The organism is Acidiphilium sp., from assembly GCF_049977125.1.
Taxonomy (GTDB): Bacteria; Pseudomonadota; Alphaproteobacteria; order Acetobacterales; family Acetobacteraceae; genus Acidiphilium.
The window spans coordinates 1,932-16,864 of sequence record NZ_JBMFGY010000070.1; the positions used below are offsets into that span (position 1 = coordinate 1,932).

The window sequence follows — 14,933 nt, forward strand, 5'->3', positions numbered from 1 at the left end:
TCGGGGATACGCGGGGCGGCGCAGCTGCTGGAGGCGAACGCTTCGGCCGATGATCGGGAATTGGCGGTGCTGATCCGGGACGAGGTGGACCGGATCAAGGATCTGGTCGAGCGGATCGAGGTGTTCGGCGACAAGAAGATGGATCTGCAGGCGGTCAATGTGCATCGGGTGCTCGAGCATGTGCGGCGGTTGGCGCAGAGCGGGTTCGGGGCGCGGTTGCGGTTCGTCGAGGGGTATGACCCGTCGCTGCCGTCGGTGTTGGGGAATCGGGATCAGCTGGTGCAGGTGCTGCTCAATTTGATCAAGAACGCGGCGGAGGCGGTGGCGGAGACCGAGCGGGCGGATGGGGAGATCCATTTGTCGACCGGGTTTCAGCACGGGGTGCGGCTGGCGGCCTCGAGCGGGCGGGGGCAGCCGAATTTGCCGATTTTCATTGCGGTGCGCGACAACGGGGCGGGGATTCCCGAGGATATCAGGCGGCATTTGTTCGAGCCGTTCGTGAGCACCAAGGCGGCGGGGTCGGGGTTGGGGCTGGCGCTGGTGGCGAAGATTGTTGCGGACCATGGAGGGTTGATCAACGTGGAGAGCAGGCCGGGGCGCACGGAATTTCGGATCCATCTGCCGCAGTTCGAGGATCGCGGCGAGGGTGAGCATTGATGACGACTTTGCCGACGATTTTGATTGCCGATGATGATCGTTCGATCCGGACGGTGCTGACGCAGGCGCTCGGGCGATCGGGGTATCAGGTGCGGACGACCTCCTCGGCGGCGACGCTGTGGCGCTGGGTGGAGGATGGCGAGGGCGATCTGGTGATTACCGACGTGGTGATGCCGGATGGCAACGGGCTTGATCTGATCCCGCGGATCAAGCGGATCAGGCCCGATCTGCCGGTGCTCGTGATGTCGGCGCAGTCGACGATTTTGACGGCGGTGCAATCGACGCAGCGCGGCGCGTTCGAGTATTTGCCGAAACCGTTCGATCTGGGCGAGCTGCTGAGCGTGGTCGATCGGGCGTTGAAACAGCCGGCGATGCAGGTGCCGAAGGAAGGTGCGGGCGCGCCGGAGGAGGCCTTGCCGCTGATCGGGCGGGCCGGCTCGATGCAGGAGATCTATCGGGTGATCGCACGGCTGACCACGACCGATCTGACCGTGATGATCACGGGGGAATCGGGGTCGGGCAAGGAGTTGGTGGCGCGCGCGCTGCATGATTACGGGCGCCGGCGGCAGGGGCCGTTCGTTGCGATCAACATGGCGGCGATTCCGCGCGAGTTGATCGAGAGCGAGTTGTTCGGCCATGAGCGGGGTGCGTTCACCGGGGCGACCAACCGGCATGTCGGGCGGTTCGAGCAGGCGGCGGGGGGGACGCTGTTTCTCGATGAGATCGGCGACATGCCGCCCGAGGCGCAGACGCGGCTGCTGCGGGTGTTGCAGGAGGGTGAGTTCACCACGGTGGGCGGGCGTCAGCCGATCAAGGCGAACGCGCGGATCGTGGCGGCGACGCACCGGGATTTGCGGGTGTTGATCCGCTCGGGACAGTTTCGCGAGGATTTGTTCTACCGGTTGAACGTGGTGCCGATCCGCCTGCCGCCGCTGCGGGAGCGGCCGGGGGATATCGCGTTGCTGGCGCAGCATTTTCTGGGCCGCGCACAGGCGGAGGGATTGCCCGCGAAGACTCTGACGCCCGAGGCGATGGCGAAGCTCGCGACCTATCGCTGGCCGGGGAACGTGCGCGAGCTGGAAAACCTGATGCGGCGGTTTTCCGCGCTGGTGCCGCAATCGGTCATCACGGAAGAGATCGTCGAGGCGGAGTTGGCGGATCGGGCGATCCATGATCCGGCGGTCACGCCGGGTGCCGACGCGATGCCGGACACGCCGCAAGGGGTGGAGCGGGCGATCGAGCGGCATGTCGCGCGGCTGCTGGGCGAGGCGCGGGATGCGGGCGAGGACGGCGTGCTGTATGATCGGGTGCTGGCCGCGTTCGAGGAGCCTTTGATCCGGCTGGTGCTGGGCGAGACGCGGGGTAATCAGATCCGGGCGGCGGCGATGCTGGGATTGAACCGCAACACGTTGCGCAAGAAGATCCGCGAGCACGATATCGGGGTGACCCGGCGGGTCGGCTGAAGGGGTTTTGGTTTGAATCCGATGACCGCGCGGGCGGAACGCCAGGAGCAGCCGCTCCGCACCCGGCTGATCGATGTGCTGCTCGGCCGGGTTTCAACGCTGGTTCTGGCGGCGCTGGCGCTGACCCTGGGCATTGGCAGCTTTGCCTATCTCGCCGGCGGGATCAAGCTGGAGTTGCATTCGGGGGCGGCATTCGGGCTGGCGATCGGCGATATTTCGATTTTGCTGCTGCTGATCACCGTGCTGGTGGCGCGGGTGACGCGGGTGGTGATGGAAAGCCGGCGGGGCGCCGCGGGGGCGCGGCTGCATGTGCGGCTGGTGCTGCTGTTCGGCGGGGTGGCCGCCGTGCCGGCGATACTGGTCGCGATTTTCGCCGCGGTGTTCTTCAATCTTGGCATCCAGGCCTGGTTCAATCAGCGGGTGCGGACGGCGCTGTCGGAGAGTCAGCAGGTTGCCGTGGGTTATCTGGACGCCAAGAAAAACAGCATCCGCCTGGATGCGCTGGCGATCGCCAATGATCTGAACCAGAACGGTCCGATCTTTTATGGCGATCCGCAGAATTTTTTTAATCAGGGCTTCCTGAATGTTCTGGTGGCGCAAACCGAATTGCACGGGCTGACCCAGTCGGCGATTTTCGAGCCGCTGACCGACAAGGTGGTCGCCTCGGCCGGGCTGTTCGCGGGCACCGGCATGACGCTGCCGCCCGATGACATGGTGGCCGAGGCGGAGAAGCATCAGGTTGCCGTGTGGAGCACGCCGAATTCGACGCTGGAGAGCGCCGTGGTGGAGCTTGAGGCGACACCGACGCTGATGCTGATGGTGGAGCGGCCGATCGATCCGAGCATTCTCGGTCATGTCGAGCGGACGCAGCAGGCGCTGGCGGAATATAACCGCCTGGAGCACCACCGCGCGCAATTCGAGTTGTTTTTCGCGCTGATTTTCGCGACCGTGGCGTTGCTGGTGCTGTCGGGCGCCTCGCTGATCGGGCTGGTGTTCGCCAATCAGATCGCGCGGCCGATCTCGTATCTGATCGAGGCGGCGGAGCGGGTGCGGGCCGGGGATTATCTGGTGCGGGTGCCGGAGGGCGACAGCGGCGATGACGTCGCGGGGTTGTCGCGCGCGTTCAACCGGATGACCGGGCAGATCGCCGAGCAACGCGCCGAGCTGATGAGCGCGTATGGCCAGATCGACGAACGGCGGCGCTTTACCGAGACCGTTCTGGCGGGGGTTTCGGCCGGGGTGATCGGGCTTGATCCGCGCGGGCGGATCGAATTGCCGAACCGGGCGGCCTCGGTGCTGCTCAGCCTCGATGTTCTGGCGCATCTCGGGCAGCCGCTGGTGGATTTATTGCCCGATTTCGCGCCATTGCTGGACGAGGCGCGGGCCAACCCGGAAAAACCCGCCACCGGCGAGGTCGATTATGACACGGCGAACGGCAAACGGGTGTTTCTGGTGCGGATCGGCGCCGATCTGAAGGGCGATCGGGCGACCGGCTTCGTCGTGACCTTCGATGACATCACCGAATTGCAATCGGCCCAGCGCAAGGCGGCCTGGGCGGATGTGGCGCGACGGATCGCCCATGAGATCAAGAACCCGCTCACCCCGATCCAGCTCTCGGCGGAACGGCTGAAGCGGCGGTTCACCCGCGAGATCACCTCCGATCCCGAGAGTTTCGCGCAATGCGCCGACACCATCGTGCGGCATGTGGGGGATATCGGGCGGATGGTCGATGAATTCTCGGCCTTCGCGCGGATGCCGCAGCCGATCATCAAATCCGAGGATCTGGGGCGGATCGCGCGCGAGGCGGTGATTTTGCAGCGGAGCGCGCATCCCGGCATCGATTGGGTGGTCGATTGCCCCGATCCGGCGCCGCGCGCCCGCTGCGATGCGCGGTTGATCGGCCAGGCGCTGACCAACCTGCTGCAAAACGCCGCCGATGCGATCGCGATGCGGCCCGACAACCTCGCCGCCGGGACGTCTCACGGCCATGTGACCCTGCGCATTTCATCCGGCAGCGAGACCCATCGTATCGCGGTCATCGATGATGGCATCGGCCTGCCGGCGCAGGATCGCGCCCGGCTGGTCGAGCCCTATATCACCCACAAGGCGAAGGGGACCGGCCTCGGCCTCGCTATTGTGCGCAAGATCATGGAAGATCATCAGGGCGGACTTGACCTTGCCGATCGCGACGACGGGCCCGGTTCGGTGGTGACGCTGACACTGAAGGCGGATTAGGGGAAAAATGTCCGAAATACTGATCATCGACGACGAACCGGATATCAGGCTGCTGATCGACGCGATTCTGCGCGACGAAGGCTATACCACGCGCAATGCCGGCACCTCGGACGACGCGGTGGCGGCGTTTCGCGATCGAAAACCCTCGATGGTGATTTTGGACGTCTGGCTCCAGAATTCGCCGCTCGATGGCATCGGCATTCTACAGATCATGAAGGCCGAGGCGCCCGAAGTGCCGGTGGTGATGATCTCCGGCCACGGCACGATCGAGATGGCGGTCAACGCGATCCAGTTCGGCGCTTATGATTTCATCGAAAAACCGTTCAAGTCGGACCGGCTGCTGCTGATTATCCAGCGCGCGCTGGAGGCGGCGAAACTGGCGTCGGAAAATGCCGAGCTGCGGCTGCGGATCGGGGCCAATTCCGAACTGACCGGATCGAGCGCCGCGATTTCGGGGTTGCGCCACGCGATCGAGAAGGTCGCCCCGACCGGCTCGCGCGTGTTGCTCTCGGGTGCGGCCGGCGCGGGGAAGGAAGTCGTCGCGCGGATGATCCACGCCCAATCCAAGCGGGCGGACGGGCCGTTTGTGGTGCTGAACTGCGCCATTCTCGCGCCTGAGCGCGTCGAGGTCGAGTTGTTCGGCACCGAGGCCGGTGCTGACCCCAACGCCCAGCCGCGGCGCGCCGGCGTGTTGGAACGCGCGCATGGCGGCACGCTGCTGCTCGATGAGATCGCCGATATGCCGCTTGAAACCCAGGGCAAGATCGTGCGGGTGCTCCAGGATCAGAGTTTCGAGCGGATCGGCGGCAGCACGCGCGTGAAAGTGGATGTGCGCATCATCGCAAGCTCGGCACGCGACCTCCAGGCCGCGATCGGGGTGGGACGGTTCCGGCAGGATTTGTATTACCGCCTCGCCGTGGTGCCGCTGCGGGTGCCCTCGCTGCGCGAGCGGCGCGAGGATATTCCCGAACTTGCCGCCTATTTTCTCAAGCGCGCCGCCGAAACCTCCGGCCTGCCCCACCGCGTGCTGTCATCCGAGGCGCTCGCCGCGCTTCAGGTGCATGACTGGCCTGGTAACGTGCGCCAGTTGCGCAACGTGATGGACTGGCTGATGATCATGCATCCTGGCGAGTCCGGCGAGCCGTTCCGCGCCGATCATCTGCCGGTTGAAATCGGCGCCCACGCCCCGCGCGCGCTTGCGATCGACCCGTTGGCCGACATCATGGCCCTGCCCCTGCGCGAGGCGCGCGACGTGTTCGAAACCCAGTATCTTCAGGCGCAATTGCTTCGCTTCGGCGGCAATATCAGCCGCACCGCCAATTTCGTCGGCATGGAACGCAGCGCCCTGCATCGCAAGCTCAAGCAACTCGGCATCGGTGCCGAAGATCGCGGTTAGGCTCACCAATCCTGGGGTTCGACCCCCCTCGCCTTGCTATAGCGGCGGTGGAAGCCCGTGGCATTTCGCGGTGCCGGAGTGGACAGTGGAGCGGGTAGCGGGAATCGAACCCGCGCGTCGAGCTTGGGAAGCTCACAGGCTACCATTACATCATACCCGCTTCACCCCATGTTCTAAGGCGGCTCGTCGCCGGGCGCAACACCTCACGATTCCGTGCTCGGCGATGGCTTGCATGATCATCACGCCGCAGGCGATGCTTGGCGGCGCTTCAACCGAGGTTTCGATATGAATGATGTGACCCTCCACCCGGCGACACCGCCGCTCGCGCGCAAAGAGCCCCGGCGCATCGCGCAACTCGGCCGGCACCGCACCGATGATTACGCCTGGATGAAGGATGACAATTGGCAGACCGTGCTGCGCGACCCCACCGCGCTGCGCGACGACATCCGCGCCCATCTGCTCGCTGAAAACGCCTATACCGAGGCTGTGCTGGCCGGCACCCTGGAAGTGCAGGCGCAACTCCGCGCCGAGATGAAGGCCCGGATCAAGCCGGATGATGCCTCCGTCCCCAAGCCCGATGGCGCGTTCGCCTATTACCGCCGCTACGATCCGGGTGCTGAGCATCCGGTCTATGTCCGCACGCCGAGAGACGGCGGTGATGAGACCATTTTGCTCGATGCCGACGCCAGCGCCCGGGGTCACGCCTACTACCGCGTGATCGCGACGAACCACAGCCCCGACCACACCCTGTTCGCCTATGCCGAGGACACCCAGGGCTCGGAAGTGTATCAGGTGCGGATCAAGGACATCGCGACCGGCGCCGTGCTGCCCGACCCGATCCTGTCCTGTACCGGCGACTTTGCCTGGTCGCCCTGTGCGAAATTCCTGTTCTGGACCTTTCGCGACGACAAGGGCCGCCCGACCCGCATCTATCGCCGCACGGTCGGCAGCGCGACTGATGTGCTGGTCTATGAGGAGCTCGATGAGGGATTTTTCATCGGTGTCGATACGACACGTTCCGGTGGATCGATCCTGATCGGCTGCGGCAACCAGGAAACCAGCGAAGTCTGGCGGATTCCCGGCAATGACCCGACGGCGATGCCGAGCGTGATCGAGCCACGCCGCACCGGCCTGCGCTACGAGGTTGATGATTGGGGTGACCGGCTGGTCATCCGCACCAATGCCGATGGCGCGGTCGATTTCAAACTGGTCGAAGCGCCGCTCGACCAACCGGGGCGCGCGCATTGGCGTGATCTGGTTTCGCATCGGCCGGGTCATTTCATCGTCGGCTTCACCCTCGTGCAGAATCATCTGGCGCGGGTTGAGCGCACCGAGGCCAACAACCGCATCATCATCCGCACCCGCGAGGGGGGCGAGGCGGATATCGCGGTCGATGAACCCGCCTATGTGCTCAGCCTCGATCCTGGTCTTGAATTCAGGACCGCGACCATTGGCTATATCTACTCATCCCCGACCACGCCGCGCCAATGGTTCGATTACGACATCGCCACCGCCACGCGCCGCCTGCGCAAGGCCCAGGAAATCCCCTCCGGCCACGACCCGGCGCTCTACGAAACCCGCCGGCTCACCGCGACCGCGTCCGACGGCGCGACCATCCCGATCACGCTGCTGATGCGGCGCGGCACCAGGCTCGACGGATCGGCCCCGGTGCATCTGTATGGCTATGGCTCCTACGGCCTCGCGATCGAACCCTGGTTCCAGCCGAATATTCTCAGCCTGGTCGATCGCGGCTGGATCCATGTCATCGCCCATATCCGCGGCGGCACCGAAAAAGGGTGGGACTGGTTTCTCGCGGGCCGGGGCGCGCATAAAATGAACAGCTTCACCGATTTCATCGCGGTGGCCGAACATCTGATCGTGCATGGTTATACCGGCGCGGGCCGCATCGTTGCCCATGGCGGCTCGGCCGGCGGCCTTCTGGTCGGCGCCGCGCTCAACCTCCGCCCCGATCTTTGGGCCGGCGTAATCGCCGCTGTTCCTTTCGTCGATGTGTTGAACACCATCTCGGACGAGTCTCTGCCGCTCACCCCGCCGGAATGGCCGGAATGGGGCAACCCGCTGACCGACCCGCTCGCCTACGACACCATTGCCGCCTACTCGCCCTATGACAACATCGCCCCGCGCGCCTATCCACCCGTTCTCGCCACCGGCGGACTTTCGGACCCGCGGGTGACCTATTGGGAGCCGGCCAAATTCGTCGCGAAACTCCGCGAATTCTCCACCGGCACGGCGCCGATCCTGCTGAAAATCGATATGGACGCCGGGCACGCCGGCGCTGCCGGCCGATTCGACGCCCTCAAACAGACGGCCATGAACTACGCGTTCGCGCTTTGGGCCGTCGATCGGTAAACACGGTTCGACCTTAGAGCGATATGCGATTAAGTTGACGCGGCAGCGGCAACATAATTGCATGAAATCGCTCGAAAAAACATAGAGCTAGAGCGTTAAGCTGAAAGCATAACGCTCTAAAGGCTGAACCGATCCCCCAGATAAACCCGTCGCACATCGGCATTGGCGACGACTTCTTCAGGCAGGCCTTCCATCAGAACCTGGCCATCGTGCAGAATATAGGCGCGGTCGATCACTTCGAGCGTCTCGCGCACGTTGTGATCGGTGATCACGACGCCGAGGCCGCGGCCGCGTAATTGGGCCACCATGTCACGGATTTCGCCGACGGCGATAGGGTCGATACCCGCGAGGGGTTCGTCGAGCAGGATGTAGCTGGGGCCGGTCGCCAATGCGCGGGCAATTTCGACGCGGCGTCGTTCCCCGCCCGAAAGCGCGATGGCCGGTGTGCGGCGCAGGTGGGAAATGCCGAATTCAGCGAGCAGCGCGGTCAACATCGCGTCGCGCCGGTCGCGGTCGTTCTCGACCACTTCAAGCGCGGCCATGATGTTCTGTTCGACCGTCAGGCCGCGAAACACGCTGGCCTCCTGCGGCAGGTAGCCGATGCCGAGCCGGGCGCGCCGGTACATCGGCAGGGTCGAGATATCGGCGCCGTCGAGCACGATCGAGCCGGTGTCGGGCTGGATCAGGCCGACGATCATATAGAACGTCGTCGTCTTGCCGGCGCCGTTGGGGCCGAGCAAGCCAACGACTTCGCCCCGTCGCAGCGTCACCGAGACATTGCGCACGACCGGTCGCTTGCGGAAGCTCTTGCCGAGGCCACTCGCAACCAGCCCCGTTGCATTCAGCCCGGGCTCATGCGTGGCGAGGCTGGCGCCGGGCGGTTCGGGCCAGCCGCCTTCGATGACGCGCAACGGTTTTTTCATGGAACGGACTTCGCCTGTGATTGCGGCGGTTTCGCGGCAGGATGCGGTGCGGAATTGGGGAGCACCAAACCCTCGACGCGGTGGCCCGGCGCGGCCATCAGCGTGGCGATGCCGGTTTTCATATTGACCTGACCACGCTGGCCGGCCAACTCGTTCGGCCCATGCGTGATATGCACATCACCGGTCAGGATCGCGATTCCGGTGGCGGGACGATAGACGCCGCGATCACCGGTGGCGATGTCGGTCGCGGTACGGACAACGACATGGCCGACCGCGACAACCTTGCGGAGCTTGCTGGCCTGATCGTCGGGAGCGTCGGACGCGGGGGTGGCTCCCGAGGCCGGCGGGACGGTGGCGACGAAATAGCCGGTCAGCTTGTCGGCCGCGATCGAGCGCTGGCTGGTGGTGACAATCAGGGCATCGCCAATGGCCACCGCCTTGCGCTGCTGCGACCAATATTGAATCGCATCGCGCGCTGTCACCACATCGGTCGGCGTGGTCAATTTCAGATGCGCGCCGGTCAGCACCAACTCATGGCGGGCCATGTGGAATACGGCAAGGTCGCCGAATGCCTGATCGGTCGTGGTAAAAATATGAACATGGCCGATCGCGTCGAGCTGGGTAATTTGCGAAGAACCGGAATCAAGACCGCCGAGATCCCCGCCATCGGCAGGCGTCGCCGAGGCGACGCTGTGGGCGGGTTTGGCGGCCTGTGACGTACCTGGTGCCGCCGATTTTGGCTGGTAATGCGCGACCAGCCGAGTGGCAGTAACAGTGACCGCGCCACGCACGGCCTTGGCATCGCCGATTGCCGTGACGGTACGCGCGGTCTGGTTCCAGGCAATGCCGTTGCTGGCGGTGATGTTGATCGGCACCGGGGTGGCACCATTGCCACCGCCGAAGCCGAGTGACTGGGCGCGGGCGGGAAACGGCGCCGTCAAGCTAATGGCCAAGGCGGTGACCATTGCAATAGTGAGGGTGATTGCGCCGCGCGCCGCGCCTGGCCGGCGCGCTCGGCGCGCGGGAAGGGAGCGCCACCCTGGCCGCTTGGTCACTGGCCGGCTCCCGCGATGGCGGGGACCGGCAGTTGATCGAGCATCAGTGTTGATTGGCCTTTGAACAGGATGTTGCGGCCGTGATCGGTCGCGATGAAACCCTGCCGGGAGTGCAGCGTGCCGAACGGGCCGAATGCGCGCACCGGATCATGGCCAGTGGCGGCGCCGCCCTTGATGTCGATCGTTGCGCGATGGGTGTGCAGGACCGTGCCATCGGCCCGGTAGAGCGTCACCCTGCCGGCGAGATCGAGCACTTGATTGTTCTGGTGATACAGGCCCCGTCGGGCGTTGAGCATCAGCCAGGACCCGGCATTGGTGGTCAGATCGCCTTTCGGGGCGAGCAGGTCGAGCCGGTTGGTGGTGACCTGGACGACCCGATGGGCCGTGATGGTGAATTTTTCGCCCTGCGCATCGACACCGCGATACTGCGCGATGCTCATGCGTGAGAGCGGCGCGCCGGTGGTGGTTGAGGGTTTGTGGTAGGTTATCCGCCCGATATTTGCGCCGTTGTGCAGGTTTGGGAATACGGCGAGGGCGACGATGAGGCCGGCGGCGAGGGTGGGCAGAACAAATTTGAAAATCGCCACGGTACGGCGGTGCCGGCCGAGCAGGGCGCGCTGTTCGGCGCGGGTGCGGCTCAGAGTCGCAAAAATACCGTCGGCGGAGAACAGCGTGGGGGGTTTGCCGGTCTGTTCGATCCGATCCGGGGCAAGCGGCGGGGTGGATTTCATGCGACCCCGGCGCGCAACAGGTCGTGCATGTGGATGATGCCGAGGACGTGGCGGTCGGCGTCGACCACGAACAGCGACATCACCTTCGGCTCGATGGCGGTCATGTCATGCAGAGCGGCGTCGGCCAATGCGTCCGGGGTGATCACCCGTGGCGCGCGGGTCATGATGGTGTCGGCGCGCAGGGTAAGAAGGTCGGGCGCCATGGCGCGCCGCATGTCGCCGTCGGTGATGATGCCGAGCAGGGTCTGATCGGGATCGACGATGCCGAGGCAGCCGAAATGCTTTTCGGTGATCAGCAGGATGGCACGATCCATCGTTGTGTCGGGTGGGGCGAGCGGCAGGGCAGTGCCGGTGTGCATCAGATCGCGCACCCGCTTCAGCCGTGCGCCGAGCTTGCCGCCGGGATGGAAGGAGGAGAAATCGGTAGCGGTGAAGCCGCGACGGCAGAGCAGGGTGACGGCCAAGGCATCGCCCAGAGCCATCTGCATGGTTGTGCTCGTTGTGGGGGCGAGGCCGATCGGGCCGGCCTCTGGTGCGTCGGGCAGCAAAAGGACGAGGGTTGCCGCGCGGGCCAGTGTGCTCTCGGCGCGGGCGGTGATTGCGATCAGCGGCAGGGCAAAGCGGCGGGCATGGGTTACGATGTCGGCCAGTTCGGCGGCCTCACCAGAATTGGATAGGGCGAGCACAACATCACCCGCGACGATCATGCCCAGATCGCCGTGGCTGGCTTCGGCCGGATGCACGAAAAGGGCGGGGGTGCCGGTGGATGCGAGGGTCGCGGCGATCTTGCGGGCGACATGACCGGATTTGCCCATGCCGGTAACGACCACGCGACCGCTGGCCCGGCGCAGCAGCTCGATAGCGAGGGTGAAATCGGTTCCCAGCGTTGTGGCCAAGGCAGTCAGGGCGCTGGCTTCGGTGGTGAGGACGTCGCGCGCGACATTCAAATCGTTCCGCATTGCTACGGTATTTTCGTCGTGTGGCGGGATTGGCGGCGTAATCCGGCTACGATCCCATGTCTGACTCAGGCTCATATGCTTCTATGGGACGATGGATCGCGCCGGGTCAACTCAACAAGCCGCAACCAATTGTAAGCGGGCGAGGTCAGCGGTGGCTGAACAGGTCGGGCTCCTCGTAGCCGAGCAGGTCGAGCCGGCCGCGCATGGGGAGGAATTCGTAGCAGGCGGCGGCGATGTCGCGCCGGTTTTCGCGGATCAGGAGGGGTTCGAGTTTCGCCCAGAGCGCGTGCAGGTGCAGCACGTCCGATGCGGCGTAGGCGCATTGCTCGGCGGTGAGATCGGGCGCGCCCCAGTCGCTGGTTTGTTGCTGTTTGGAAAGATCGATCCCGATGAGGTCGCGGCAGAGGTCTTTGAGGCCGTGACGGTCGGTGTAGGTGCGGACCAGTTTCGACGCGATTTTGGTACAGATGACCGGAGCGGTCATGATGCCGAGACCGTTATAGAGAGCCGCGACGTCGAACCGGGCGAAGTGGAAGATTTTGGTGACGGCGGGATTGGTGAGCAGGGTTTTCAGGTTCGGGCAGTCCGCACCGCGGCCACCGAGGGAGGGGGGGGTGATCTGGACCAGATGGGCGGTGCCGTCGCCGGCGGAGAGCTGGACGAGGCAGAGGCGATCGCGACGCGGATCAAGGCCCATGGTTTCGGTGTCGACCGCGACCATCGGGCCGAACACGAGGCCATCGGGCAGATCGTGACGATGAATGTTGATCGTTACGCCGGCGGCGAACTGCGTTTGGCTCATTATGGAATTCCAAGGGGGTTCTGACCGACAGCCCTGGTGCCCAGGAGAAGACTCGAACTTCCACAGCCTTGCGGCCACAGGCACCTGAAGCCTGCGCGTCTACCATTTCGCCACCTGGGCAGGGGGGCTATCGAGCGCCGCAAGAGGAGCGGATTTCGATGTCCCGCGCTTTAGCGAAGCTGCGTGCCGCCGTCAATCGGCCGGGGGCGCGCTTGTCTTGCGGCGGGCGATCATGCGACCACGTAACGTCGGCATTGAGGAGTGTTCATCGTGGCAACGCGAAAAATCGCAACTGTGTTCGGGGCGTCCGGCTTTATCGGGCGCTATGTCGTCAAGGCGCTGGCCGATCGCGGCTATGTCGTGCGCGCGGCGATGCGAGACACCGAGGCCGGGGCGTTCCTGCGTCCGCTCGGAGATGTCGGGCAGATCGTGCTGCTCTATGCGCCGCTTGACAATGAGGCGACGGTGCATCGGGCAATCGAGGGGGCGGATGTCGTGGTCAATTCGGTCGGGATTCTGACCGAGCGTCGGCGCGGCGATTTCGATCGAATCCAGCATCGGGGGGCGGCGCTGATCGCGCGGCAGGCGGCTTCCTGCGGGGTGGCGCGGCTGATCCAGATTTCAGCGATCGGAGCCGATCCGGCGAGTGCGAGCCAGTATGCGCGCAGCAAAGGCGAGGGCGAGGCGGCGGTGCGGGCGGCGTTTCCCACGGCAACGATCCTGCGACCGTCCATCGTGTTCGGCGTGGAGGATCAGTTTTTCAATCGGTTCGGGGCGATGGCGACAATGTCGCCCGCACTACCGGTGATTGAGGGTGCGACGCGGTTTCAACCGGTTTATGTTGGCGATGTCGCGGCAGCGGTGATCGCCGCGATCGAGCTTCCCGAAGCGGCGGGTCAAATTTACGAACTCGGAGGGCCGGATGTCGAAACGTTCCGCGGGCTGATGCAGTATATTCTAAACGAAACCGGGCGGCATCGGGCGTTGATCGCGGTGCCGCGCTGGCTTGCCACCATTCAGGCCGGCGTGTTGGAGCGGCTGCCCGGGCGGTTGCTGACGCGCGATCAACTGCTGTTGTTGCGGCGCGACAATGTCGTGAGCGATCCGGCACATGATCTGGCATCCCTTGGAATTACGCCGACGCCAATCCGGCTTATCGTGCCGGATTACCTGCGGCGATACCGGCAGGCGGGGGCGCTGCAAAAGGCATAAAATGGGGGTAGGTGTTAAATCGGTCCTATTTAAGTGGTGATTTTGGCCAAGATGAAGTTTGCAATGCAGAAAATCACTTTTTTATGACATAAAGAGTGTCCTATTGTTGATTTATTGCTGGCAAACCCCGGTTTGATCAGGTACAGGGAGCGTGAACAGGTAAATCACCGAAACGGAGTTGTGCCGATGACCGAGCACATGCAGCAATTTGTCCGTCTGGCCCAACAACCGCCAGCCAAGCGGGGCGTGAGCGAGCGGCGTGAGGATTTTGGCGAGATCTATCGGGAGTTCGATCCCGCGGGAGCCGCGGCGCAGGCGAGCCGGTGCAGTCAGTGTGGGATTCCGTTCTGTCAGATCCATTGCCCGCTGGGGAATAATATTCCGGACTGGCTGAAGCTCTCGGCCGAGGGACGGCTGGAGGAGGCGTATGAAATCTCCGCCGCGACCAACACGTTTCCTGAGATTTGTGGCCGCATCTGTCCGCAGGATCGGTTGTGCGAGGGCAATTGCGTGATCGAGAAGGGCTTCGAGAGCGTCACGATCGGCGCGGTCGAACGGTTCATTACCGATACCGCGTTCGAGCGGGGCTGGGTCAAGCCGATCCGGCCGCGCCGCGAGCGGGCCGCATCGATCGGCATCATCGGCGCCGGGCCGGCCGGGCTGGCGGCAGCGGAGGCGCTGCGCCGGCTGGGCTATCAGGTGGCGGTGTATGACCGGCATGACCGGATGGGCGGGCTGCTGATCTACGGCATTCCCGGGTTCAAGCTGGAAAAACCGATCGTCGAGCGGCGGCGCCTGTGGCTGGAGGATGGCGGGGTCAAGTTTCATCTGAACCAGGATATCGGCGGCGCGCTGAGCTTCGCGACGTTGCGCAACCGCCACGCGGCGGTGCTGATCGCGACCGGGGTGTATAAGGCGCGTGAAATCACGGCACCGGGGTCGTCGCTCGCGGGCATTGTGCCGGCGCTCGACTATCTGATTGCCTCCAATCGCAAGGGGCTGGGCGATACCGTGCCCGATTATGAATCCGGCCTGCTAAACGCGGCAGGCAAGCGCGTCGTGGTGATCGGTGGCGGCGATACCGCGATGGATTGCGTGCGCACCGCGATCAGGCAGGATGCGGCCTCGGT

12 protein-coding genes and 2 tRNA genes are annotated in these 14,933 nt (G+C 64.6%); 7 read left to right on the plus strand and 7 right to left on the minus strand.

From position 1 onward, the window contains the following. The 4 genes from ACP5E6_RS11465 to ACP5E6_RS11480 form a co-directional block, all read left to right on the plus strand. A partial coding sequence (locus ACP5E6_RS11465; RefSeq protein WP_427954375.1) for a two-component system sensor histidine kinase NtrB occupies positions 1–657 on the plus strand: 657 nt, incomplete at its 5' end. Next, positions 657–2,120, plus strand: coding sequence for a nitrogen regulation protein NR(I) (ntrC, locus tag ACP5E6_RS11470; RefSeq protein WP_427954376.1), 1,464 nt, complete (start codon positions 657–659; stop codon positions 2,118–2,120). The genes ACP5E6_RS11465 and ntrC, both read left to right, overlap by 1 nt. Positions 2,121–2,141: 21 nt before the next feature. Further along, positions 2,142–4,355: an ATP-binding protein gene (locus ACP5E6_RS11475; protein WP_427954386.1), complete on the plus strand. Its 2,214-nt coding sequence runs from the start codon at positions 2,142–2,144 to the stop codon at positions 4,353–4,355. A gap of 7 nt (positions 4,356–4,362) precedes the next feature. Beyond that, entirely contained in the window at positions 4,363–5,751 is a 1,389-nt protein-coding gene (locus tag ACP5E6_RS11480) for a sigma-54-dependent transcriptional regulator (protein WP_427954377.1), read from the plus strand. Between the two features lie 86 nt (positions 5,752–5,837). Here the strand turns inward: ACP5E6_RS11480 and ACP5E6_RS11485 are convergent. Beyond that, positions 5,838–5,911, minus strand: a tRNA-Gly gene (locus tag ACP5E6_RS11485). Between the two features lie 125 nt (positions 5,912–6,036). On the opposite strand from ACP5E6_RS11485, the gene ACP5E6_RS11490 reads away from it, so the two are divergent. Further along, positions 6,037–8,121 carry a S9 family peptidase gene (locus tag ACP5E6_RS11490; protein WP_427954378.1) on the plus strand — a complete coding sequence of 695 codons (2,085 nt, stop codon included), beginning with the start codon at positions 6,037–6,039 and terminating at the stop codon, positions 8,119–8,121. A 116-nt stretch (positions 8,122–8,237) separates the two neighbouring features. On the opposite strand, the gene lptB is transcribed toward ACP5E6_RS11490, so the two are convergent. The 6 genes from lptB to ACP5E6_RS11520 form a co-directional block, all read right to left on the minus strand. Beyond that, entirely contained in the window at positions 8,238–9,044 is an 807-nt protein-coding gene (gene lptB, locus ACP5E6_RS11495) for an LPS export ABC transporter ATP-binding protein (protein ID WP_427954379.1), read from the minus strand. Further along, positions 9,041–9,997: an LptA/OstA family protein gene (locus ACP5E6_RS11500; protein ID WP_427954380.1), complete on the minus strand. Its 957-nt coding sequence runs from the start codon at positions 9,995–9,997 to the stop codon at positions 9,041–9,043. The genes lptB and ACP5E6_RS11500 overlap by 4 nt, the downstream gene beginning before the upstream one ends. A 98-nt stretch (positions 9,998–10,095) precedes the next feature. Continuing rightward, complete coding sequence (lptC, locus tag ACP5E6_RS11505) at positions 10,096–10,830, minus strand: LPS export ABC transporter periplasmic protein LptC (RefSeq protein WP_427954381.1); 735 nt, start codon at positions 10,828–10,830, stop codon at positions 10,096–10,098. Continuing rightward, positions 10,827–11,789 carry a KpsF/GutQ family sugar-phosphate isomerase gene (locus ACP5E6_RS11510; protein WP_427954382.1) on the minus strand — a complete coding sequence of 321 codons (963 nt, stop codon included), beginning with the start codon at positions 11,787–11,789 and terminating at the stop codon, positions 10,827–10,829. Before ACP5E6_RS11510 ends, lptC begins: the two co-directional genes overlap by 4 nt. Before the next feature lie 145 nt (positions 11,790–11,934). Then, complete coding sequence (locus tag ACP5E6_RS11515) at positions 11,935–12,591, minus strand: ribonuclease D (protein ID WP_427954383.1); 657 nt, start codon at positions 12,589–12,591, stop codon at positions 11,935–11,937. Between the two features lie 34 nt (positions 12,592–12,625). After that, a tRNA-Leu gene (locus ACP5E6_RS11520) sits at positions 12,626–12,711 on the minus strand. Positions 12,712–12,861: 150 nt separating this feature from the next. Here ACP5E6_RS11520 and ACP5E6_RS11525 point away from each other — a divergent pair. Together ACP5E6_RS11525 and ACP5E6_RS11530 are read left to right on the plus strand one after the other, a co-directional pair. Then, on the plus strand, positions 12,862–13,803 hold the full coding sequence (locus ACP5E6_RS11525; RefSeq protein ID WP_427954384.1) for a complex I NDUFA9 subunit family protein: 942 nt from the start codon (positions 12,862–12,864) through the stop codon (positions 13,801–13,803). Positions 13,804–13,989: 186 nt separating this feature from the next. Further along, a partial coding sequence (locus ACP5E6_RS11530; protein WP_427954385.1) for an FAD-dependent oxidoreductase occupies positions 13,990–14,933 on the plus strand: 944 nt, incomplete at its 3' end.

Bases quoted from the DNA above. Each gene is read 5' to 3' on its own strand.
- ntrC (WP_427954376.1), top strand. From the start codon at position 657: ATGACGACTTTGCCGACGATTTTGATTGCCGATGATGATCGTTCGATC.
- ACP5E6_RS11475 (WP_427954386.1), top strand. From the start codon at position 2,142: ATGACCGCGCGGGCGGAACGCCAGGAGCAGCCGCTCCGCACCCGGCTG.
- ACP5E6_RS11480 (WP_427954377.1), top strand. From the start codon at position 4,363: ATGTCCGAAATACTGATCATCGACGACGAACCGGATATCAGGCTGCTG.
- ACP5E6_RS11490 (WP_427954378.1), top strand. From the start codon at position 6,037: ATGAATGATGTGACCCTCCACCCGGCGACACCGCCGCTCGCGCGCAAA.
- lptB (WP_427954379.1), bottom strand. From the start codon at position 9,044: ATGAAAAAACCGTTGCGCGTCATCGAAGGCGGCTGGCCCGAACCGCCC.
- lptC (WP_427954381.1), bottom strand. From the start codon at position 10,830: ATGAAATCCACCCCGCCGCTTGCCCCGGATCGGATCGAACAGACCGGC.
- ACP5E6_RS11510 (WP_427954382.1), bottom strand. From the start codon at position 11,789: ATGCGGAACGATTTGAATGTCGCGCGCGACGTCCTCACCACCGAAGCC.
- ACP5E6_RS11515 (WP_427954383.1), bottom strand. From the start codon at position 12,591: ATGAGCCAAACGCAGTTCGCCGCCGGCGTAACGATCAACATTCATCGT.